This window comes from Pseudoalteromonas sp. T1lg65, from assembly GCF_051930985.1.
Taxonomy (GTDB): Bacteria; Pseudomonadota; Gammaproteobacteria; order Enterobacterales; family Alteromonadaceae; genus Pseudoalteromonas.
In genome coordinates this window covers 2,120,795-2,145,005 of sequence record NZ_CP196837.1, presented here as the reverse complement: position 1 = coordinate 2,145,005, position 24,211 = coordinate 2,120,795, and the positions used below count along the sequence as shown (strand labels likewise).

The window sequence follows — 24,211 nt, the reverse complement described above, 5'->3', positions numbered from 1 at the left end:
GATAGATTAGCTAAGTCTGTACCTATATTGGTTTTTATCACCTTTATTTTAGTTTTATTAAATATTTATTTCATTTTTACTTGGTTTTGGGTATAGTGCCCGCCCAAAGGAAAGAGATGCAGCCTATGCATCTTTTTTTATGCCTAAAATTTGGCATTGTGAAAGGTTTCTATAGCAAACGTTTCATTCAAAGTTATTGGTTGACCGCACGTTTAAAAGTCGGCCGTAACATGCACACACGGTGATTCCTTTGGAGATTATATGATTACAGTTTTACCTCGCCTTGGTTTATCTGCGCTTTCCATCGCAGTTTGTTCGGCATTAGTCTTTCCCAATAGCGTTTCGGCTGAACAAAATAGCGCAGAAAAAGAAAATCAAATTTTTGAAAAAATCCAAGTAACGGCTCGTAAGCGCACTGAAAGCTTGTTCGAAACACCTACCGCAATTACATCTATTGGCGCAAATGACATCGAAAAAGCCAATATCAGCAACCTCGATGATATTGGAAAATTTGTCCCAAATTTGAACATTACACGTTATGGTGTTGGTAACGCAGCTCATGCTTCGGTATTCATTCGTGGTATCGGTTTGCAAGACCATATTATCACTACCGATCCTGGCGTTGGCGTTTATGTCGATGGTGTGTATTTGGGTCGTCAAATGGGATCAAATTTATCCTTACCAAATGTGGCTAGAGTTGAAGTACTGCGCGGTCCGCAAGGTACCTTATACGGTAGAAACACGCTTGGTGGTGCGGTTAACATCGTGACGAAACAACCGGGTGATGAAGAAACCGTGAGACTTGAAGCAAAAGCAGGAACTCGTGGTCGTTTAGCGACGGACTTCTACACAAACCAGTCACTTACAGACTCTTTGAGTTTCTCAGCAAGTACATCTTACAAACAACGTGACGGTGTCGGCAAAGCAATAAACTTAGCAAATCCAGAAAAAGAGATCGGTGAAGAACAAGAGTTAAGTGGTCGCCTTGCATTCAAATGGTTGGCAAATTCAGACCTAACGATTACCGCTGCATTTGATGGCGTAGACAATGAATCTGGACAATCTCCATATACAATTGAATTGACAGAACCTGTCGATCCAAGTGCCATTGAAAATGGCGACTTTCCGTTGCTAAATGGGTCTCTGTTACCAAAAAATCCTGACGATTTAGCTACCACAGTCGCGGGAATCGAAAGTACTGATTACTCAGGTTGGGGAGCGTCGCTAACAGCCGATTGGCAGGTAAACGATAGTTACGCTGTTAAGTTTATCACCAGTAAACGCAGCTCTGAGTATACGGGTGGTCTTGACGATGATGCAACGGCACTTAACCTTTCAGAATTTCCAGAGGAAGGTGGTGCGGATCAGCACTCCATTGAGTTACAACTTAATGGTACTTTTGAGCATTGGGATTTTGTATCGGGTTTGTATTATTTCAATGAAGACGGTTTTACCAGTTCGGGTCCATTTGTATTCAGCCCTTGGAACACGCCAAATGGACTATTGAATGATGGCCAGACAGCATCATTCGGAGACTATGGTTACTTCGATATTAATCAGGAAACAGACTCTTACGCGGCGTATTTCAATGCAAGTGTAGATGTAACTGATAGATTAAGTCTTGGTGGTGGTTTGCGTTATTCAGATGACCAAAAAGTCGCCGATGCCTTATTTCCAAGCTTTGCAGAGCGTAAATATGTCAAAGCAGACTTCGATGAAGTTACTTGGGACGTGAATGGTTCCTATCAACTCAGTAGTGATATTAACTTATATGCGCAAGTCCAAAAAGGATATCAGAGCGGTGGTTTTCCGCCTCGTCCGTTTGGCGGTCCTGCACAATTTGTTTCTTTTGACGAAACTAAAGCTATTAACTATGAAGTTGGTTTTAAAGGTCAGGTACATGAAAGAGTTTCAATGATGGTGGCGGCGTTTGTTACTGACTACACGGATTTAGCGTTACCATACAACGACCCAACCTCTGGTGGTGGCTTTGTAACAATCGTTGAAAATGCTGGGGAGTCTAAAGCCCAAGGTATTGAACTAGAAACTACCATAGCAATTACAGATGACTTTTCAGTACGCAGTGCGATTGGTTATCTGGATTCAGAAATAACTAAAGTTGACGCCGGCGTGAGAGGTATAGGTAAAGGTGATGCACCTGCGCTAACACCACGTTGGACCGTGATGATTGCCCCATCGTACTTTCATGACTTAGATAACGGCGCTACCGTTTCAGTGAATGCGAGCTACTCGTATCGATCACAAATGCAGGGCCAATCTGCAACTAAAGCAAGTGAACGTATCAGTTCGCGCGAATTATTTGGCTTTAATATTTCTTATATGAATGCTCAAGGCGACATGGAGATCACTTTATATGGTGAAAACGTATTAAACGAAGTTTATGACGTAGGTCGTTTGCAGCAGACCGGATTTGTTGGCGTTATGCGTAGTAACGATAGAAGTGAATTTGGGATTAAATTCAAAAAAGAGTTTTGGTTAGACTAAAGCACTTTATCTGAGAAAAATGGTCGCACAATGCGACCTTTTTTATGACAAGTAAAATTATTATATATTTCTAATATTTTTTGAGTTTTTGATTACTAGGCCACTAAAAATTAGCGCTGTCATTAGACATCAAGCATCCGATTTTTACCCAAACTAAAGAATGTTTTCTTATTTATCTGGCAACCACAGTCACACAAGGCAAGATTCACCCTCAATAAAAAATATTTTTTTGATACCGATATTGTATTAATGTCGAGAAAGTTGATTTTCGTTAGAAAACTAAAAATCCATAGCCTGTTAATAGAAGGGGGGTTAACTTATAATTGCAAATAGAAAACGGTAAAAGGATTGAATATGGATACTCAGATTATAAATAAGTTCAATGAAATTTGGTTGCAGGCTAAAGAAAATACACCTCTCATGCATAAAAGTGCGATATGTATATCTACGATAGATAGAGAAGGCTTCCCTCAGGCTCGATTTGTAGACCTTAAATCTGTTTCATCAGAGGGGTTTGTATTTTGTACTGCATACAACTCCGCGAAAGGGCAAGAGATTAGTCTAAACCCAAAGGTTGCGTTGACAGTTTGGTGGGACCACATCGGCTATCAAGTAAGAGTGGTTGGAACGGCTGAAAAGATCAGCGAAGAATTAGCACTAGAATATTGGCAGAGTCGTTCACTTGATGCAAAAACCGTTTCTTTAACTTTTGAGCAAAGTCAGGTTTGGAATGAATTGACAACACTAGAAGAACATTTTGATGCTAATCTCAAAACCTCAAAATCTTCATTGGATAAGCCTGCGCAGTGGGGGGGATATATAATTAAGCCGATCTCTGTAGAGTTTCTAAAGTTTCATGAGAATAGACTTCATGAAAGAACGAAATACGTAAAAAATAAAAGTAGTTGGGATACTACTATCCTACAACCTTGATGATTCTTAATCGTGAAAAAAGCCTTATGTATAATTCATAAGGCTTAGACATAAAACAGTAAAAATTACTGAAATGATGATATAGATAATTTATCTATAATAATCTTAAATTTCGATTTTTACTTTCAACTTTAGATTATATACAAGTACGGAATTCACGTAGACTGTAGTGACAATCCACAACACAAGATTCATGTTGTGTTCTACAGATCATAGTGTTAGGGATTGGACCTGCGCCGCCAACGATTTCTTTTGTTTGGCCTTTAGCTAAGTTTTGGTTTGATAAGTCAACGAGAGCTTTCTTTTTTAAGTTTAGTTTCATCTTAAAATTTCCTTTTGATGTGAATTTTAGTGATTTTTAAGTGTCTCTTTCGAGTCAATAATACTTTATATAGACCTATTCTACTTGTCTATATTTTAGTTGTTAGGAGTTTCTTATATTTCAGGCTTTTTTAACTACATTGTTTATTTAAGGCAATTGCTGAACAATCGATGTGGCTAACAAGATAGTGATTTAATTCTTATTAATATGTCAGAAATTACTTTATAAACATAGCTCAAAAGTGGTTTCACCCAGAGGTTAGTTAATCAGCTCACTAAAGGCTAGCTAATTGTTATAGTTTTCTTCGCAAAGATATGAGAATTCAGAAGTTAGTTCCGTTATAGTAGATTCATCAGCCGAAATTAAACAATAAGAGTGTAACTATGACAAAAGCAATAAGAGAAATCGTCATTGTCGGTGGAGGAACAACGGGATGGATGGCAGCGGCTAGCCTTAGTCGTTATGCTAAAGACAAAGATATGTCGATAACCTTAGTGGAGTCTCCAAATATAAGTACAGTTGGAGTTGGAGAAGCAACGATCCCGAACTTTGTCGATTTTAATCGTAATTTAGGGATAGCGGATATAGACCTAATTAAGGCCACTCAAGCAACTTTTAAGCTGGGTATTGAGTTTGAAGATTGGTACCAAAAAGGCTCACGTTTTTTTCACCCTTTTGCCGCATTTGGCGCACCGCTGGAAAATGTTGAATTTCACCAATATATCAACAAATTAAAAATGCACGATAAGCCGCTGGATATCGAAGATTACTGTTTTGCTAGTGTCATGGCTAACAACGGGAAGTTCGCGCAGCCAGATCCTGCTAATCGCAATCCACTTGCACAATACTCTTACGCTTATCACTTTGACTCGGTGCTATATGCAAAATTTTTAACCGACTTCACTGTAAAGCAAGGGGTTACTCATATTCTTGCAAATGTGCAAGAGGTTAAATTAAATGCACAAACCGGTTTTATTGAGGCGCTCAGTTTAGACAACCGCACTGAGGTCAAAGGTGATTTATTTATAGATTGTTCTGGCTTTAAGGGAATATTGATCGATGGTGCAATGGGTATTGGCCTTGACGAATCGCATGTTTGGCTTCCCTGTGACAGCGCTGTCGCCGTGCAAACCGAATTGCAACAAGAGCCCACGCCTTACACGCGAGCAACAGCGAAGGACGCGGGGTGGCAGTGGTGTATTCCGCTACAACACAGAGTTGGAAATGGCTACATCTATTCAAGTCAATTCATAACGGATGAACAAGCAAAGCAGAGCTTGTTAGACAGCGTAAAAGGTAAGCCCATAACAGAAGTTAAAAGCTTTAAGTTTCCTCGTGGCCGTAGAAAAGTGATTTGGCAAAAAAATTGTTTCGCTTTAGGTTTAGCTGCGGGTTTTTTAGAACCGCTTGAATCGCTGGGAATTTCGCTGATCCAAACGGCGATTGCTAAGCTGTTGACGTTTTTTCCTGATAGTTCTTTTAATCAAGCCGATATTAATGAAGTGAATCGGTTACATAATAGCGAATTAGATCGCATTATTGATTTTCTATTAGTTCATTACAAACTATCCAAACGCAATGACACGCCATTTTGGCGCTACTGCCAACAGATGCCGATACCACAGAGCTTGGCACATAAGTTAGCTGTTTATCAAAGCCAAGGACACGTTGTTCAGTATGCAGACGAATCTTTTGAACAAGCCAGTTGGCTTGCCATGTTTTATGGTTTTAGCTTGTTGCCAGAACGCTATGATGCCAGACTAAATCACATTGAGCCTGAAAAGATTGAAAAAAGCCTAGAGCAACTCAAACAGCAAATAGCGTCAGCTGCCGCGCAAAGCCTGTCACATCAGGAGTTTATTAATCTTAACTGTAAAGCAGATAATGACATCCAGTGAGGCGTAAAGTAGATGACAAGATATCCTATTAACGCTCTGCGCATAGCAGAAAAATGCGGATTTAATGTTCGTTACGTCAAGTAGTCACTGTAGTTTACTCTCGGTGCTTAAGCATTAAAGCGATTCAATTGCTTATTTATCGATAGCACAGCTTGATTAATTTCTTTGGCTAGCGTCAACAATTGTTCAGCACCGTGTGAAGTTTCATCGGACAGCGCATTGATGTGGTCAATGCTGTCATTGATATCCACACTCGTATTGGCTTGAGTATCGATTGCTGATGAAAGTTGTTTATTCTGCTCTTCAATTTGCGAAATTGCATCACTTACGGAAGCTATCATTGCATTTGTCTCATCAGCTTTTTGTTGACTTGTTTGAATACTGTAATGACTTTTTTCAATTACTTCTACGGTACTTTTTGCGCCTGACTGCAGTTGCTCAATCATTTTGTTTATCTCAGCGGTTGATTCTTGTGTTTTACTTGCCAATGTTCTTACTTCGTCAGCAACGACGGCAAAACCTCGCCCTTGTTCACCGGCACGTGCAGCTTCTATAGCAGCGTTTAAGGCGAGTAAATTTGTTTGCTCAGCAATCCCTCTGATTACATCTAACACTCCACCAATATTCTGACTATCTGATTCTAAAGTGTTTACCACTGACGACACTTTTTGCATCATCTCTGAGAGTTCTTGGATAGCATTTAAGCTTTGTCCCACAATAGCATTACCATTAACGGCTAGCTCTTGCGTTGTCTGTGATTGCTCTGCTGTTGATTGGGCGATTTCTTTCATTTCTTGGCTAGATCTATTCATAGTATGAATAGCGGTCGCTACACGTTCGGTTGCTTGCTGCTGCTTATGAGCATCATCCTGTGTCAAGTTGGTAATCTTCTCCATGGATTCTGTGGATTGAGCGAGTTGTTCGACTTGCTGTTTAATTTGCAGCATGGTTTTTGACAGTTGTGCGACAAAGCGGTTGAACATGACAGCAATTTGGCCTATTTCATCTTTTGGCTCTTCAACGAGTCTTTGGCGTAAATCACCATCTCCATCGGCGATATCTGACAAAGCCGCATGAACATGCCGTAAACGACTTGAAATGAGTTTTCGGAACAAGAAAAATAACAAACCTACGGTAGCTAAAAGCGTCATGGACACCAATGTCGCGATGGTCAAATTCAGTTTGTTTGCATCTTGGAGTTGCTGGTCAATAGGAACTTGTACCTCTAGTACACCGCGTATATCACCGAGTTTCCAACCTGTTTTTGGTGTATCCGGGTGGGAGTTATGGCAGTTAACACACGCTTGTTCAGTCATAACATCAGCCATAGCAACTCTAACTACTTGTTCGCCAGCAATTGTTTCAACACTAGAAAAGCTTTTGGTGGCATCGTTATTTAGCTCATGCCAAGCTCTGTTGGCAAAAGTATCGAGCTGTCTGTTTGCCCGATTAGGAAATGGATAGGGGCTGTATAGTTTTATCGAGACAATGTTTTGTTTGGCAAATTCACTACTAATATCGTGGATAAAGGTGGCAGGGAGCGGTATTTGTTTGTCATTATTTTTGTGATTGAAATGTGGTACGAGCTCACTTGCAGTTAGCACTTTTTTAATAACATTTTTGGTGTAATAGCCGCGTATGGCTTTGTATTGTTTGACTGTACTCTCTGCAGAGGCTATCGCCATTTTAATTGCGTTATTTTGTGTCACGCTCGGCACATAAAAAATCAAAATAGATAAAACAATAACAAGGACTACAACGAGTGGAGAAAATAACCGAGTACTCAGTTTTTTCCAGTAATCGATTGGAGGTGAGGCTGTGTCCATAGGGCCATCTATCAATGCGAGTCGAGAATAAAAACAAGTCTAGATTAAGGTTTGGAAATTTTCTCCTTTATCCAAAGTGTTTTTAATAAACCGCTGCTAAAGTCTGCTCTAGTTATCCAATACAAAGCGGAGACAGAGGAATAGTTCATTAGAGGGGGAGTGTCATTTTACCCGAACTGCACCCCACAATACTTTTGCAGAAATGATCTGTGATCAGGCTGTGTTTCTACACTATGTGTTAAAGCCAGCTTTCCAGCTGCTAAACTTGCTCGTAGCTTATCGACATCCAGCGCATCTAACGTCATGTTGTAGCGTTTTGGCTCAATACCCATGCCGTCAAGGACCGCGTACCAACTGGTTGATTGAAACAGCGCTTCTACTTCAGGGATAAGTCCCCCTTGCTGGCTAAAAAAATCCAAGCGTTGGGTTAAACTTGCAGGGATTTTTCGATGTTGCCAGTCTTGCCAAAATGGCGTGTCTTGGCGTTCTGAAATACAATAGTGCAGCACCAAAAAGTCACGGATCTCTTCATAGTCCATCCTTACTCTTCGGTTAAATTCGTTTTCTAGAACACTATTTTCTGTTTTAGCTGGGAACATCCGTATAAACAGTGCCAAAGATTTAGACACTAGGTGAATAGCTGTCGACTCTAACGGCTCCAAAAAGCCTTGTGCCAAACCCAATGATAGACAGTTTTTATGCCAAATCTTTTCCCGAATACCGGTTGTGAAGGGTATGATTTTGGGCTCATTAATTACCGTTCCTGTTACGTTCTTAAGTAATGTGGTTATAGCTTGCTCATCACTAATGTACTTGTCACAAAAGACATAGCCATTACCCATTCGATGTTGTAGCGGAATATGCCAACTCCAACCTGCATCTTGAGCGCGCGAAATGGTGTACGGCGGAATGTCATCAGTCTGGTCAATTGTTGTCTGCACAGTCACTGCTCGATTACAGGGTAGTGACTCTGACCAATCTTGATAATTACTGTTTAGCGCATTACCGATTAATAACCCTTTAAATCCAGTACAGTCGATATAAAAATCGGCCGACACCTTTTCACCAGATTGTAGCGTAAGTGATGCGATATTACCGTTTAGGTGTTTGGAGATAGACTCGACATGACCAAGAGTTCGTTTGACACCAGCTTGCTGAGCGTAGTCACGTAAATATTTCCCGGTAAGTGTTGCATCCAAATGCAGTGCAAAACGTGCTCCAGCAAGCGGTGTATTCATCGCCTGATGGGGTAAGAAAAACTTCATTTTTTCAGATAACAGTGATTCAGGTGAATAAGCCATTAATGGTGTAGAATCACCATGTGATTTAAGCTTTAACCAGCATTGATAAAATTCATGACCATCTATTTTTTGCCCAAGTTCTCCAAATGGATGAAAATAGCTGTGTTCATTTTGTCGCCAATTTTCAAATCTTATTCCCCATTTAAAGGTCGCTTGTGTGGCCTGAATAAATTCAACTAGATCAATGCCCAAACTTTCTAGCGTATCGACAAGTGGTGGAATAGTCGCTTCACCGACACCGATGATACCAATTTCTTCGGACTCGACTAATTCTATTTGCACATCACTATGTCTGAATATATTGCCAAGCGTTGCAGCTGCCAACCAACCTGCAGTTCCGCCGCCGACAATGACAAATTTTTTGATTGGTTCCGCTGATGATTCCATCACTACTCCTTAAACTGCTTGCAATAGCTTACCCAAACTACGGGATTGAAATAAATAAGACTACCGTCGAGTGACGGTAGTCTTGGGCAGAAGTGTTAATTCAACTAAAATGTTGCCCTAACACCAAGGGTCCAACGTGTTTCGTACTCATTACGAAACGCTTTTTGAGAAGTAAACTGTAGGTAAGTTTGTTGTACTTCTTCGGTTAAGTTTGCGCCATGTAAAAAGACATCCCAATTTTCTGACGCGTGATAGGTTGCGCTGAAATCAAGCTGCGAGTAGTCATCTTGGTACAGTGACTGACGGCCAACGGCATCAGCGCCGGTCGTGATTAGTCGTGGGCTACGTGAGTTCCATGCTAAACGTGCCGAAAACTCATCTTGTTCATACCACAAGACAAAGTTATACGTATCTTCTGAGTTACCAGGGAAGGGCAGTTCACCAAACACACTTTCATTAGTGTCGTAGCCACTGTCACTGTAGGTGTAGTTAACATCGACCCCAAAGTTTTCCAAAATACTGACGTCAGTGTAATCTCCAAATGCCGCTTTGAAGCCGATTTCAATTCCTTTAACATAGCCCCCTTCACCTTGAACCTGAGTAGTGAAAGGCCATGGACCACGGCGAATACCATCATCATCAGGTTCATCAACCATGATTGTTCCACCCGTGGTAAAGCTCTCTATATCAATCTTATAAAGTGCTACAAAGGCCATTGAAGCTTCACCCGGGTACCATTCTGCTGAAAACGAGTAGTTTTTCGAGCGCCACGGGTTAAGTTGTGGGTTACCAGAAAGCGAACCGTTTACCACACGGAGGCAGTCACAAGAGCCATCAATAGACTTACCCACGGTTTTACCGCCACCCCAGCTTGACAGGTTTAGAGCTTGCATATTTTTCGAGTAAGCGGCACGTAAAATGATGTCATCAGAAACATCGGCGCTAATGTTAAATGAAGGTAAGTAGTCGGTGTAACTGCGTTCAGTAACCGTATCACCAATGTCTGGTCCTAAATTACTGTGCGGTAAATTGGGCCCAGCAATGTTTTGTTTAACGTACAAGTCCGTTTCAACTACTTTCATACCAAAATTACCTTTGAATACATCGTATTCAAAGTTAGCTTGAGCAAAGTAACTGAACTCGTTCAGCTCAACATCATAAGAGGCACCAGCGTTTTCAATACGTTGTACGTTGCCAAATGTATTCAAGTGGAACTGGCGAGGATCGCGGAAGTTACTAGGGTCGATAGACCAAATCGTCGGTATACCTTTGGCGCTACCAAAGTTGGACATTTGGCTAACCGTTGTATAGGTATCTAGGCGAGCTGGGTTTACTAAGGTATATGGCACCCAAGTTCCCGCGGCCAAATCACCGACATCTTGTGTTAAGTATTCACCAGCATTTGGATTGCCTTCACACGTTGAGGTTGTGTGATATTGGTCAACGGCTTTCCATTGTGCAACATCACAGCCGCCAAATTCTGACGTATAGGTAAACTCGTCATGATCGACTTCACGCTCCATATAACGTAGACCGAAATCGATACTGGTTATATATTCAGAGTCTTCAAATTGGTAATTCCACTTGGTACTAAAGGTATTGATTTCACCCTCATCATCGGTGTTGCCTTCAGATGAGAATGCGCCGATGTGATAGGAATCCAGACTCGACATATAATCGGCAACGCTCATCATTCCCTGACCTCCATTGACCAGTTGGTCAAAGCCAGAGAATATCGGTGATTCACCACGCGCATCATAACGGATCAGGAAGCTGTCATCTTCAATACCACCAGGTGAATATTCCGGGTAACAGCCACCTTGATCGCCAACAATAACATCATTGGGACCGCAGAACTCTGCGGGAGTAAGTTGTCCGGGCCCGGTAACCAGTGTACCTCTGTCGATACTGAGCACATCACCTTCACCATAACCATGACGCATTTTTGCTGTTGCACGAGCACGAGTTGCACGTACTTGGCCGGTGAGCGCGCCGCCGTTATTGAAGTTTAACTCTAAATTGAGGTTAGTAGATTTCTCGTAGTTATTATTGACTTGAGTAAATGTCTGTAGGCGCCATGGTTTTAGATAAAAGTCATTAACGGCACCCCAAGGGTTACCATCTTTATCTGTGAAAGTATCGCCAGTCCAGCCATTTTCTGTAGGATAAGCGTAATCGTTAAAGGTATACCAGCGGTTGTTCTGTGATAAACCTCTTCTGTCGTTAAAGCGAGATTGGTCTGTATAAAACGCTTCAAAGACGAGTTCAAATCCTTCGCTTAAGTCTGCCTGAAATGCAAATTGGTAGCCGTCACGTTCACGCTTTTCTTGTTTATTAAATGCCGCAAAGCCTTGTGGGACGACGTGACGAACTTCTTCACCTCGTGGGTTTTGTCCCCAAGTGAAGTTGTTGTTGGCTGCGCCAATACCGCCGTTTTCAGAAGTATCAAAGTAGCCATTGTAATCGGTTGCTAAGGTCGCTTCTTGTGATGCGGCAGAAAACAATACGCCCCAACGTTCACCGTTATAGCTAACTAGACCTGTTAAAGTAGGATCGGTTTCCTCACTAATTGAGCCTTTTGCAACTTCGCCGGATACGTTATAAACCCAGCCCTCGTCCATGTTGAAAGGGCGGCGAGTTTTAAGATCGACGGAGCCAGTGATCCCAGAAGCTGTACGCTTTGTTTGACTGGTTTTGTACACGTCCACACCTGAAAAAAGTTGCGAAGGTAGATCGCCAAAATCTGCACCCGATGAATCAATCGTGGTTGCACTTAGGAACACTTCGCCATTGAGTGTCGTATCTATTTGGCCCATACCACGTATTTGAACGGGTCCACTTTCACCCGCGGTGCGTTCTACCTGAACCCCGGTGATCCGTTGCAGTGAGTCAGAGATTGTGACGTCCGGTAGCTTACCTATATCTTCAGAGGCGATACCGTCCACTTGTGATTGCGCAAAGCGCTTAACATTAATGGCTTTAACGGTACTTGCCCGAATACCTTTAACTTCAATCACCTCAATATTCTCTTTGGCGTTTTCAGTTGTTTCAGCGATGGCATAGCCATTCAGGCCACCAGCCAGTGCAACAGCGATTGTTGATGACAGCATGTTGCGTTTAAAAGTTCTGTTAGACACCTTTTTCCCCTTGATGCTAATTGCAAATCCAGTCTGAAAGACAGAGTTTGCGTTATTATTTTTGACGGTCAGTGGTCGATATCTTTCTGTTTGACATCGCTGTCATTTGTTTTAAAAAAAATATCGCCAGATACGTTTTTGTTTCAAGTAACAGGATGCTCCCGTTACTTTGCATCAATCGAATTGTACTGTACTTATATGTCACCAGACGCATCGACTAATGAGTTGCAATGCCAATACGTTAATTACGGAATTTAAAAAATGTTAGTAAGTAACATTAAATGGTATTGAACTTGTTACTTTTTAACATTACCATTGATTAAAGATCAAGCTTTTTGATTTAACATTTGATGAATATTTAGCCGGGTGAAGTTTTATTGGATGGTCGACAACTCACCTAGAAAAACCTGAGAGGTGGCGATGTCTGAGTTTTTTAAAGGTTCTGGTGAGGTGAGCCAATTTGCTTGTGGTGGGTGGAGCATTACGCAAGAGCAGGTTAGTTTGCCTGTGGCAGTACTCAAACGAAGTGCGTTGAATAACAACATAAAATGGATGAGTCAATATGCTCGTCAAGTGGGCGTTAAGTTGGCTCCTCATGGTAAAACCACCATGGCACCTGCGCTTTTTCGTCAGCAGCTGTCTGCTGGAGCTTGGGCCATCAGTTTGGCTACCGTGCCACAGGTAGTTAACGCCGTCGAGCATGGAGTCACTCGGGTTATTCTTGCCAATCAATTGGTGGGCAAGTATCACTTTGAACGGATCTGTAAACTATTGCAAAGTGGAAAACTAGAATTCTATTGTTTTGTCGATTCGTTAGATAATGCTAAAGCCCTAGGTCAGTTTTTTGAGACCCGTAATATAAAGTTGAATATCTTTATAGAAATTGGCGTTGAAAATGGCCGCTGCGGAGTGCGCACGTTGGAGCAGCTCACAAAGCTCACTGAGGTTTGCAGAAATTATCGGTCTCTCGATGTCGTTGGTTTAAGTTTTTACGAAGGCGTTATCAGTGGCCAAAATGCAGCTGCAGATATTCACTGCTTTGTAGAGCAAGTTTTGGAATTTACATTGAAACTGCAAAAGGCAGACATGTTTTCAATAGCAAAACCCATGATCACAGGCGCTGGTTCTGCTTGGTATGACATTGTTTCTGAAACGTTTACCACCTCGGATTATGCACAACGGTTTGACATTGTTATACGGCCTGGTTGTTACATTATTCACGACACTGGAATATATCAACACGCGCAACAACAACTTGAAATTAGAAGCAAGACCGCAAGGCAAATCAATGGCAGTTTAGAGTCCTGTTTATATGTATGGGCTTATGTGGTGTCACGCCCAGAACCAAATTTGGCGATTATCGGGTTAGGCAAACGAGATGCCGCTTTTGATGCAGGATTGCCTAAACCTGAGCTATTTTACTCGGTACAAAATGGACTACAAAGCTTTATATCAAAAAGCGCACAGCTCACTCATATTATGGATCAACATGCCATGTTGACACTTGCGAACGACACGCCGTTACACGTCGGCGACTTGGTGTGTTTATCAACCTCACATCCTTGTCTTACATTTGACAAGTGGAAGCAAATTGGAGTCGTTGATGATAACTGGGTTATTGTAGATACATTTGAGACCTATTTTTAGAAGGAAAAAGATGGATATTATTAACAAAATTCAGGAAGGTTTAGGTCTATTTAGTCCAGCTGAAGAAAAAGTGGCAAAGCTCATTCTTTCCGAATTACATTTTGCCGCCAGTGCGTCAATCAACGAGATGGCGGACAGAGCGCAAGTAAGCCATGCCAGCATCACTCGACTAGCAAAAAATCTTGGCTGTGAGAATGTGAGAGATCTGAAATTCCAGCTTGCTCAATCAGTAGCTGTGGGTGAAAGATTTATGGATGAGCGCCCAGTAGAAAAGAAAAACATCTCTCATGTTTACACCTCTATTCAAGAGATTTTAACGTTAAATGTCGGCTTAATAGATGAGCAAGTCGTATCAGCAGCCAGCGAAGCAATCTCTCAAGCGCGCCATTGCTTAATTTATGGAGTAGGTGGCGGTAGTACTATGTTGGCAGCAGAGTGCCAAAACCGACTGTTTCGACTAGATGTACTGAGTAACGCACATTCTGATCCTATGTTAATGCGCATGACCGCTGCGACGGTAAATAAGAATGATGTTGTCATTGCTTTATCTATCAGTGGCGTAAGCCCAGATGTGATCGCTGCGACTCGCATTGCCAAAGACTATGGTGCGATTGTAATCGCAATTTGTCCCGTTAGTGAACTTAGTGCCCTTGCGGATTTTCATTTACCGATTAAAACCCAAGAAAGTGATTACATATTCAAACCCAGTGCTGCGCGATATGTAATGATGGCGGCGGTCGACATTCTGTGTAGTGAAGTCGCTATGAAAAACCAACGCCGTTCCAAAGAAAAATTACGGCGTTTGAAGGTACAACTTGATCAACACCGAGACTCGGCAAGTGGTGCAACCCCGAGTGACAAACGTTTTCCATTAGGGGATTAAGTAATGCATGGTGCCCTAAATGCAGACTGTATTATTCGTAACATCACCATATACGATGGTCAACTATCTGAGCCTTTCATTGGAGACATCGCAATTGCTGGAGCGCATATAGTCGCGATGGGGAAGAACATCAGTTATTTGTCTGATCAGGTTATTGAAGGCTCTGGACTCGCGCTTGCGCCAGGTTTTATCGACGTGCATACCCATGATGATCTGGAGGTGTTTAGAGACAGCGCGATGTTGAGTAAGCTGAGTCAGGGGGTAACGAGTGTAATCGCGGGGAACTGTGGGATCAGTGCAGTGCCCTTCGACGCCAAGGTAGAACTCGTTGATCCTATCAATTTATTGGGGTCTAAAGAACAATTTAGTTATCGTAAGTTGCAAGACTACCGTGAAGCGTTTGCATCAGCTAAACCGAGCGTTAACCTTGCTATGTTGGTTGGGCACACGAGTCTAAGAGCACAAGTGATGGTGGCACTAGATCGCAGCGCAAGTGATACAGAAATTCAGCAAATGCAAGCTTTGTTAATAGAAGCGATGCAACAAGGAGCATTAGGGCTTAGTACCGGACTGGCTTATAAAAATGCCAATGCGGCTAGTTTTGAAGAAGTGTGTGCGCTTATCGCTTGCTTGCCTGAATATAATGGCGTTTATACCACACATTTAAGAACAGAATTTGATGCCATTATTGATGCGATGGACGAAGCATTTCAAGCCGCAAAATCAGCAGACGTGCCTTTGGTGATTAGCCATCTAAAATGTGCCGGTAAACACAATTGGGGACGTGCTAAAGAAGTATTAAATCACCTTAAACAGCAAGCCAAAAAGCAGCAAGTAGGCTGTGATTGCTACCCCTATGCAGCAAGTTCCAGCACCCTGGACCTTAAACAGGTTACCAGTGATACAGAAATTTTTATTACCTGGTCTGACTCATATCCTGAAATGGCTAAACGCAGCCTTGCTGAGATTGCCCAGCTATGGCAACTATCACTTTATGATGCCGCGAAAAAATTACAACCAGCCGGCGCGGTATACCATTGCATGGATGAACAAGACGTAAAAGAAATCGTGAGCTCACCGTTATCAATGATAGGGTCAGATGGTTTACCTTGCGATCCTCATCCTCACCCAAGGTTATGGGGGACGTTTCCAAGGGTTATCGGACATTACTGCATGACTTTGAATGCACTTAGTTTGCCGTTAGCTATCCATAAAATGACAGCGCTGCCAGCGGCGCAGTTTGGGTTGCACAAACGAGGTGTCATCAAAGTTGGAAACTACGCAGATTTAGTAATGTTCGATCCGCTAACCATTATTGATAGAGCAAGCTACGACAACCCAAAGCAACAAGCGCAAGGGATCAGCAAGGTTTGGGTAAATGGTAGATTGAGCTTTTGTGCAGGGGATGATGCGACAGCGGTAAATCATAGAGGGCGAGCAGGACAATTTTTGAGTCGATTTAACAACAAAAAACAAGGAAATCAAGATGACAATTAGACGAATTGGCGCTGAAGGTGGTACGGGTACTGGCGGTCAACATTTACCGTTTGCGCGGGCAGTTGAAGCGGGAGGTTGGCTAAAAGTTTCTGGGCAGACGCCCATGCGAGACGGTGAAGTCGTTGAAGGCGGGATCGTGGAGCAATCTCGGTTAGCTTTGGACAATTGTGTCGCCATTATGGCTGAAGCAGGCTATGGCTTAGAGCACGTGGCTCACGTGTCCGTCGTACTCACCGATGCACGATATTTTCAATCTTTTAATAAAGTATTTGCTGACTACTTTGCCGCTAATCCACCAGCCAGAATATGCATGGTGGCGGACCTTGTAGTGGATTGTAAAGTCGAAGTTGATGTGACCTGTTACAAAGCACAATAACAAGGTCTTAAGCATAAGGAGACGTACTAGATGGAAGCAAACCAGTGGTATTTTTTAAGTGCATTTTTGATCTATCTATTGGCCATGATAGCGATTAGCTGGTGGGTGTCACGTTGGCAAAAGTCTACCAGCGACTATTTGCTTGCGGGACGAAAAGTTCCCTTATTGCTAACGCTAGGTACCACAGTTGCAACGATGGTCGGTACGGGTTCTTCTATGGGGGCTGTTGGGTTTGCTTATCAAAATGCTTGGGCTGGCGCGTTATATGGCATTGGCGGTGCAACCGGAATTTTGTTACTAGCCTGGCTATTTGCGCCTGTACGTCGACACAATTTTGCCACTATGAGCGAAGAGTTATCGAGTTATGTCAATGATCACCCACTGGTTAATAAGCTTTTATCGGTATTAATTTATGGCGCTTGTATCGGTTGGCTGGGGGCGCATCTGATAGGCGGTGGCATGTATCTGTCTTGGTTAACCGGAATCGATGGGACACTCGCAAAACTCATTATCGGTTGTGGTTTAGCGCTGTACGTTACTATCGGTGGTTATTCTGCGGTGGTATGGACCGATGCTATCCAAGCTGTGATCTTATTTATCGGGTTTATCTTATTGGCGTATTTTGCTGTTAATTATGTTGGTGGGTTAGAGGCGCTCAACAATAGTGCAGTGGTTGTAGAAAGTGGTTTTTTATCTATACAACAACTCGGTGTATTACCAGCTATATCGTTAGCTTTAGTCGTGATGGTAGGAGTGTTAGCAACCCCTTCTTTTAGGCAGCGGATCTATAGCGCGAGCAGTGTCAAAAGCATTCGCCAATCCTTTATTATTTCAGGGGGATTATATTTATTATTCTCATTAATCCCCGCTGTGATTGGGATCAGTGCTTACGTCATTAATCCTGAGTTAGATAATGCAGCTTATGCGTTTCCTTACCTTGCTTTAAATATTTTGCCCTTAGCTATCGGCCCCGTGATCATCCTGGCCGGCATATCTGCCACGTTATCAAGTGCCAGTTCGGATGCTGTTGCGGGGGTAAGCGTTTTAGTAAGCGACATCTATAAGTGGTGTTTTAATTGTGAAATAAAAGCACACCGACAATTACTCATTTCTCGCTGTGCCATGGTATTAACGGTATTGGTAGCGTTATTTCTAGCGCTACTTTCAGACGACATTATCGGTTACATCACCAAAATGATTGCCATGGTAATGAGTGGTTTGTGTGTGATGGGCTTACTCGGGCGATTTTGGTCAGGTTATACATGGCAAGGAGCGTTAGCGACTTTGTTAAGTAGTTTTTTGTCCGCATTACTCGTCACGCAAAATGAGCAGATCTTAACATGGCTAGGAAACCCTGTGATCCCAGCATTAATGAGTGCAGTAGTGTTTGGCGTGTTATTTAGCTGGATATTTGCTGAAAAAGGAACAGTGGAACGCGCTATGGAGCAAGGATCATGAATATTGGAGATATTAAACGGATAGTGTTTTTTGGTGAGTGTATGGTGGAGCACCGTGCTAACGATACCAAGAGCTTTGGTGGCGATACACTGAATACAGCATGGTATTTGCGACAGCTGATCAGGCGCCAAACTCAGCAAAATATGGATATTTACTATGCAACAGCAATAGGAAAAGAACACGCTAGCCTACAACTTCTGGCGATGCTTGCAAACTCAGGGATTAATAGCGAGTTTGTGCAAATACATCCAAGTAAACAATTAGGAGAATATTGGGTGTCTCTTGATGAAGAGGGGGAACGTCATTTTCGTTTTAATCGACAAGATAGTGCAGCCCGTCGCTATTTTGCGTTAGCCCAAACTCTGACTGAGGCGTTAATAGCGGGGTCAATTGATGCTATCTATCTTTCAGGGATCAGTTTAGCAATTTTATCGCCCGTACATCGAAATGATTTTATTGAAGCACTACATAAGTTTAAGCGCCACGGCGGGATAATCATCTTTGACAATAACTATCGAGCGGTACTTTGGCAGGACACTTCACCCGTTCCATGGTACTTGGCGCTAATGGCTTTAGCCGACGTCGCATTCTTGACTGATGAGGATGAATACGCGGTATTTGGAACCCAGTCAGTTGACCGTATCATCGCACTGCATAGCGATAATCATGATTACAAAACACCTCAGTTACTGGTGATCCGCCAAGGAGCTAAACCTTGTATCGTGTTCAATAATCAAGGTAAACAGCAGCTTTCTGTTGCGTCATTAAAGCTGGAAGAAAGTCAAATAATAGACACCTGTGCAGCGGGAGATGCTTTTGCTGCTGGGTTCTTATTGGGTTTATTCAATCATCAGTCATTGCGCAGCTGCGCTCTTTTTGCCCACCAAATTGCAGCTACAGTGATCTCTCAACATGGTGCACTGATAGATGAAAGTCTTTTACCAAAAGCACTATTTCAGGAGTTATGGTGTGAAGCAGATAAATAAATTTATCGTTGTTACTATAAATGTATTTTTGTTGTTAAGCAGCTTCGGTCAATCTAGTTCAGCACGTTCATTGCAAAGTGTTAGCTTAATGCCTTGGCCTCAGTCTATAGAGGTTCAAGATAGCCACTATATGTTACCCAGTAGTTTAAAAGTATTTGTTTCTGGGATGGATGAAAAACGCCGCGAATTTCAGGTTGCACGTTTAAAAAAACAATTAATGCGGATAGGCAGCTTTCAAGACTTAGAAATAATGATGGTTGAACAGCAAGCCCAGAGTCATATACGAATTATTGTCACCGGAGAGCCAAAAGCATATCGAGTTCCGCAATTAGGTGACAGTGAAGCTTATCGATTATCGGTGGATAATACCGGGGTGTTGATTGCATCCAATTCGGTTTTTGGCGTACAGCATGGTATTAGCAGTTTGATACAAATTGTAGCCAGTCAAAAAGATAATCACCTCCCGTATTTGTACATTGCTGATCAGCCTCGATTTCCGTGGCGGGGCTTATTGATTGATAGCGTACGCCACTTTTTCTCTACCGATACCATAAAACGACAAATCGACGGGATGGCTGCGGCTAAACTTAATGTTTTGCACTGGCATTTGACGGATGATCAGGGCTGGCGGGTACAATCGAAGTCATTTCCAAATCTTACTGAGTTGGCTTCTGATGGGCTCTATTATTCGTCGCAACAAGTAACAGAGATTGTCGAATACGCCAGTTTAAATGGCATAAGGGTAGTGCCAGAGTTTGGCATGCCAGGACATGCCAGTGCTATTGCTGTAGCGTACCCAGAGCTTATGGCAGAGAAAAAACAATACGCAATGGAAAGACATTGGGGAATATTTAAGTCGCTTCTAGATGTATCCAGCCCAAATGTCTATCGCTTTGTAGACCAATTACTAGCCGAGATGACGACGTTGTTTCCAGACCAATATCTACATATTGGTGGCGATGAAGTCGATCCAGAACAATGGTTAAGCAACAAAAAAGTGCAGTCATTGATGACATCACATGCGCTAACGGATGGTCGTGATATTCAAAATTACTTTAATCAGCAGATCCAACCGATTTTAGCTAAACACAATCGTATAATGGTGGGGTGGGACGAAATATTTCACCCTAACTTACCGCAGCAAGTTGTGATCCAGTCTTGGCGGGGACATGATTCTCTTAATGCCGCAGCAAAAAATGGATATCAGGGATTATTGTCAACGGGATATTATATCGATCAACCACAATACACCGATTATCACTATCGTAACGATCCACTTTCATCACCAGCAAAAGTAGACTCCACACTGCCGATTCAAAGCAGCTACTCGTTTGTGATTGACCGCCTCAAAGGAAACCCGGTAACAGGTGAGTTAGTGCGTATGGGTAACAGTGATGTCCGGCAGTATCTGATTAAACTCAACAATAATACTCATCTAAAAGCCAACATTGAGCGAGAGTTTTCCATTGGCGAAACGAAATTTCTTCAGCTTGGTATGGATAGCTGGATGGGCCCTTTACGTTTTGAGCTAAACCTGACTGACTTGAATGGCACTGTGCTGATCGGTAACAGCCGCTACTCACTAGTAGCAAAAGACTTATTGTCCCCGAATAAAATCGACTTGACGCAAACTTTATCGGGTTTTGAATCGCAAAAAATATTAGGTGGAGAAGCGACTATCTGGAGTGAAATGGTGACGGAAAACAATCTAGATACCCGGATTTGGCCGCGCCTATTTGCGATAGCTGAGCGACTCTGGTCTTCGCAAACCTTGAAAGATCCAGAAAACATGTATCGTCGATTGTGGACAATGTCTGATTTTGTCGCAAACATTGTTGGTATTAAACATCAACGCCAGATGCGTGACGGTTTTATATCATTACTCAATGACCAGCTGGATGAGACTCAGACACAGCGCTCTTTACGTTGGTTGTTAGGACTATCGGAGATGCTCGAGCCTGCGCACTATTACACTCGTCATCACATTAAACATCAACAAAATGCCTATCATCAACATGCTCCGTTAAATCACTTTGTTGACTATCTTCCAGTCGAAAGTCCGCAAATACAAGAAATACAAGCCAACGTAAATGCGTTTCAATATGGTGATGAAGACGCGCTCAGCCGGATTTCAGCGCAGCTGTTCAAATGGCAAAAGCTATTAATGGAGGCAGAAGAAATTATCTCGTACAACAAGAAGCTCATGCCACTTTATCAACGCGTTGAAAATTTGAGACAGTTTCATACATATGCACTGGGAGTGATTGCTAGTTGTAACGATAAAAGTGATCACAATGCAGAGCAACAGCAGCAAATCTTAACTCAGCCATTTAGTTGGCAAGTATTAACCGATGAACTCGTGATTGGCAGTATAGAGCCTATGCGTCAGTTGTATTTAAGCTGTCAGAACAAATAAGGAAAAGTGAATGAAAAGAATAATAGTGATGGTACTTTTTGCGTCTAACTTCGCTTTTGGTAAAGCACATTTTGTAGCTGAAGATCTGGTACCGGATGGTGTATTTACGCAAGGTATTGAAGGTCCAGCAGTAGGTTCAAATGGTATCCTTTACGCCGTTAACTTCGCTCAGCAGGGGACAATTGGGACAGTGACTCAAGCAGGAAAATCTTCTCTGCTGATTACGCTGAATAATGGCAGTATTGGTAATGGTATTCGCTTTGATATACAAGGAAACATGTATATCGCTGACTATGTAAATCATAATGTGCTGACAGTAAGTGGTGACGCGTTTAAAAAAGCGGGGGATCTGTCAGATTCTGTCAAAGTGTATGCGCATAATTCAAAGATGCACCAGCCTAATGATTTAGCCATCATGGACAATGGCATTTTGTTCGCGAGCGATCCGAATTGGCAAAATAATTCAGGCCAGCTTTGGCGAATTAATCGTGATGGTAGCACTTCTCTGCTCGGATTTGATATGGGGACAACCAATGGCATTACGGTAAGCCCAGATAACACTCGTTTATACGTAAATGAGAGTGTGCAACGGAAAGTCTGGCAATACGACCTAGATGATGTTGGCAATGTTAGTAACAAACGCTTGTTGATTGAATTTAAAGATCATGGGCTAGATGGCATGCGTACCGATAAACAAGGCAATTTGTATATTGCACGTTACGGAGCTGGCGAGGTAGCCGTAGTTTCGCCAAACGGCAATCTATTACGAACTGTTAAGCTGAAGGGGCAGTATCCTACCAATGTCGCTTTCGGTGGGGCAGATGGCAAAACTGTTTTTGTGACTATGCAAAAAAGAGGGGCAATCGAAATGTTTAAAACCGAGTTTGCCGGGCGTAACTTCTAATTGATTTGCAATAATTGGTAAAGTCTAGGTTTGCTTATTGTAAGATTGTGATATTAATACCTTTGTGGTGTATTAATTGAAAGCAATATTTGGCTGAGCATTTTAGAAACTAACCAGTGGTGAACCATGATAAGAGAAGCTACCAAAGCGGATTTTGCAGCATTTTGGCCCTGTTTTTCACGAATTATTAAGGCGCAAGAAACGTACGCTTTTGATGCTGAGATGAGTTGTGAACAGGCCTATCAACTTTGGTGTGGTACAGCATTAAAGTGCTATGTTTACGTGCAGGATGATCTTATATTGGGCACGTACTATCTAAAGGCGAATGCACAAGGGCCAAGTAGCCATATCTGTAATTGTGGCTATATGGTTGACGAGCGAGCGAGAGGTAAAGGCGTAGCAAGACAACTCTGTGAACATTCACAAAAAGTCGCTGTGGAGCTGGGCTTTAACGCGATGCAATTCAATTCGGTGGTATCGACTAACGAAATTGCAATTCAACTGTGGAAAAAACTCGGTTATCAAATTATTGGTACCATTCCTTTAGCATACAAGCATGGCAAGTTGGGTTATGTGGATAGTTATATTATGCACAAGCAGTTGACTCAAAAATAAGCATTGGGATATGTTTACCTTGATTAGGTAAATATAACAATAACAAGGTAAATAGATGGATTCTATCGCAGCAGCTCAAAAAGATATGCGCGACGCTTATTACAATGGAGCCCCTGGCATAGCTTGTTCAGGTGTTGCATGGGTTATTGCAGGGTTAGTCGCGCTACTTTCTCAACCATTGCATGGAATGATTGCGTTATTGGTTGGTGGTATGTTTATCTTCCCAGCCTCGATGCTAGTTTGTAAGTTATGCGGCAGAAGTGGTGCACATAATTCACATAACCCTTTGGCTCCGTTGGCGATAGAAGGCACTATCTGGATGCTGTTTGCATTTCTTGTAGCTGTGGTTTTGGGGCTTTATGAACTGGCTTATTTTTTTCCAGCTATGTTGATAATTATCGCCGGACGGTATTTGACCTTTAGTACGTTATATGGTCAAAAGTCATTTTATCTTTTGGCTGCGGCGCTAATTGCTTGTGCTGGACTATTTTCAATTCTCAAGTTACCCATGTTTATTTGTGCGCTGGCAGGTGGGGGCATTGAACTATTGTTTGCACTTATTATTTTACAAATGTCAAAAAAAGCAGGCGAGTGAAGTATAACGATTAGGAGCAGAGTCGCTATGACAGCAAAGGGAAAGCTCACATTTTTTTGCGGAAAAATGGGCGCGGGTAAGTCAACTTACGCGAATCGAGTTGCGGCACAAAGCAACGCTGTGCTAGTGAGTGAAGATAGTTGGCTGGCTGCGCATTTCTATGATCAAATCGCTAACTTTGATGACTATTTACATTACTCTAGATTGATTAAACCGTTTATAAAGTCACATGTTCAATCTATATTGAACACTGGAACCAATGTGGTAATGGACTTTCCAGCCAATACTGTATCGCAACGTGCCTGGTTTACAGCCTTGTGTGATGAAATTGATTGTGATCATCAGCTGGTTTACTTGGATGTCGCAGACCGTCAATGCTTAACTCAAATAGCAAAACGTAGAAGTGAACAACCAGCGAGAGCGCATTTTGATACACCTGAGGTATTTGCCCATGTCACGCAGTTTTTCGAAGCGCCCTCAGTGAATGAAAAGCTCAATATTATCACTGAAAGTGCAAGCGCATAG

Annotated in this window: 18 protein-coding genes; 14 read left to right on the top strand and 4 right to left on the bottom strand. The window is 42.3% G+C overall.

Going from position 1 to position 24,211, the window contains the following annotated elements; translation table 11 throughout:
- Positions 1-261 precede the first annotated feature (261 nt).
- Both ACSLBF_RS09365 and ACSLBF_RS09360 read left to right on the top strand, forming a co-directional pair.
- Positions 262-2,505, top strand: coding sequence for a TonB-dependent receptor (locus ACSLBF_RS09365; RefSeq protein ID WP_440053153.1), 2,244 nt, complete (start codon positions 262-264; stop codon positions 2,503-2,505).
- Positions 2,506-2,859: 354 nt separating this feature from the next.
- The gene (locus ACSLBF_RS09360) at positions 2,860-3,438 is read left to right on the top strand and encodes a pyridoxine/pyridoxamine 5'-phosphate oxidase (protein ID WP_440053152.1); all 579 of its coding nucleotides are present in this window, start codon (positions 2,860-2,862) and stop codon (positions 3,436-3,438) included.
- A 136-nt stretch (positions 3,439-3,574) separates the two neighbouring features.
- Here the strand turns inward: ACSLBF_RS09360 and ACSLBF_RS09355 are convergent, their stop codons facing one another.
- Complete coding sequence (locus ACSLBF_RS09355; RefSeq protein WP_440053151.1) at positions 3,575-3,760, bottom strand: hypothetical protein; 186 nt, start codon at positions 3,758-3,760, stop codon at positions 3,575-3,577.
- A gap of 383 nt (positions 3,761-4,143) precedes the next feature.
- On the opposite strand from ACSLBF_RS09355, the gene ACSLBF_RS09350 reads away from it, so the two are divergent.
- Positions 4,144-5,658 carry a tryptophan halogenase family protein gene (locus ACSLBF_RS09350; protein ID WP_440053150.1) on the top strand — a complete coding sequence of 505 codons (1,515 nt, stop codon included), beginning with the start codon at positions 4,144-4,146 and terminating at the stop codon, positions 5,656-5,658.
- A gap of 107 nt (positions 5,659-5,765) precedes the next feature.
- On the opposite strand, the gene ACSLBF_RS09345 is transcribed toward ACSLBF_RS09350, so the two are convergent.
- The 3 genes from ACSLBF_RS09345 to ACSLBF_RS09335 form a co-directional block, all read right to left on the bottom strand.
- Positions 5,766-7,484: a methyl-accepting chemotaxis protein gene (locus ACSLBF_RS09345; RefSeq protein ID WP_440053149.1), complete on the bottom strand. Its 1,719-nt coding sequence runs from the start codon at positions 7,482-7,484 to the stop codon at positions 5,766-5,768.
- A 167-nt stretch (positions 7,485-7,651) separates the two neighbouring features.
- A complete protein-coding gene (locus ACSLBF_RS09340; RefSeq protein WP_440053148.1) occupies positions 7,652-9,172 on the bottom strand; it encodes a tryptophan halogenase family protein in 1,521 nt (506 codons plus the stop codon).
- 104 nt (positions 9,173-9,276) lie between these two features.
- Entirely contained in the window at positions 9,277-12,309 is a 3,033-nt protein-coding gene (locus tag ACSLBF_RS09335; protein WP_440053147.1) for a TonB-dependent receptor, read from the bottom strand.
- Between the two features lie 420 nt (positions 12,310-12,729).
- Between ACSLBF_RS09335 and ACSLBF_RS09330 the strand changes: the two genes are divergently transcribed.
- From ACSLBF_RS09330 to ACSLBF_RS09280, 11 genes are all read left to right on the top strand, one after another.
- Complete coding sequence (locus ACSLBF_RS09330; RefSeq protein ID WP_440053146.1) at positions 12,730-13,956, top strand: amino acid deaminase; 1,227 nt, start codon at positions 12,730-12,732, stop codon at positions 13,954-13,956.
- A 10-nt stretch (positions 13,957-13,966) separates the two neighbouring features.
- Positions 13,967-14,839, top strand: a complete 873-nt coding sequence (locus tag ACSLBF_RS09325) for a MurR/RpiR family transcriptional regulator (RefSeq protein WP_440053145.1) — start codon at positions 13,967-13,969, stop codon at positions 14,837-14,839.
- Between the two features lie 3 nt (positions 14,840-14,842).
- The gene (locus tag ACSLBF_RS09320) at positions 14,843-16,336 is read left to right on the top strand and encodes an N-acyl-D-amino-acid deacylase family protein (protein ID WP_440053144.1); all 1,494 of its coding nucleotides are present in this window, start codon (positions 14,843-14,845) and stop codon (positions 16,334-16,336) included.
- Complete coding sequence (locus ACSLBF_RS09315) at positions 16,326-16,712, top strand: RidA family protein (RefSeq protein WP_440053143.1); 387 nt, start codon at positions 16,326-16,328, stop codon at positions 16,710-16,712. The genes ACSLBF_RS09320 and ACSLBF_RS09315 overlap by 11 nt, the downstream gene beginning before the upstream one ends.
- 30 nt (positions 16,713-16,742) lie before the next feature.
- A complete protein-coding gene (locus ACSLBF_RS09310; protein ID WP_440053142.1) occupies positions 16,743-18,170 on the top strand; it encodes a sodium:solute symporter family protein in 1,428 nt (475 codons plus the stop codon).
- Entirely contained in the window at positions 18,167-19,156 is a 990-nt protein-coding gene (locus tag ACSLBF_RS09305; RefSeq protein WP_440053141.1) for a sugar kinase, read from the top strand. The genes ACSLBF_RS09310 and ACSLBF_RS09305 overlap by 4 nt, the downstream gene beginning before the upstream one ends.
- Positions 19,140-21,572 (top strand): family 20 glycosylhydrolase, encoded by a 2,433-nt coding sequence (locus ACSLBF_RS09300; RefSeq protein ID WP_440053140.1) that lies wholly within the window; start codon positions 19,140-19,142, stop codon positions 21,570-21,572. Before ACSLBF_RS09305 ends, ACSLBF_RS09300 begins: the two co-directional genes overlap by 17 nt.
- A 28-nt stretch (positions 21,573-21,600) precedes the next feature.
- Positions 21,601-22,476, top strand: coding sequence for an SMP-30/gluconolactonase/LRE family protein (locus tag ACSLBF_RS09295; protein ID WP_440056212.1), 876 nt, complete (start codon positions 21,601-21,603; stop codon positions 22,474-22,476).
- Positions 22,477-22,602: 126 nt separating this feature from the next.
- The gene (locus tag ACSLBF_RS09290) at positions 22,603-23,091 is read left to right on the top strand and encodes an N-acetyltransferase family protein (protein ID WP_440053139.1); all 489 of its coding nucleotides are present in this window, start codon (positions 22,603-22,605) and stop codon (positions 23,089-23,091) included.
- 55 nt (positions 23,092-23,146) lie between these two features.
- Positions 23,147-23,686 carry a DUF7010 family protein gene (locus tag ACSLBF_RS09285; RefSeq protein WP_440053138.1) on the top strand — a complete coding sequence of 180 codons (540 nt, stop codon included), beginning with the start codon at positions 23,147-23,149 and terminating at the stop codon, positions 23,684-23,686.
- Positions 23,687-23,713: 27 nt separating this feature from the next.
- The gene (locus tag ACSLBF_RS09280) at positions 23,714-24,211 is read left to right on the top strand and encodes an AAA family ATPase (RefSeq protein ID WP_440053137.1); all 498 of its coding nucleotides are present in this window, start codon (positions 23,714-23,716) and stop codon (positions 24,209-24,211) included.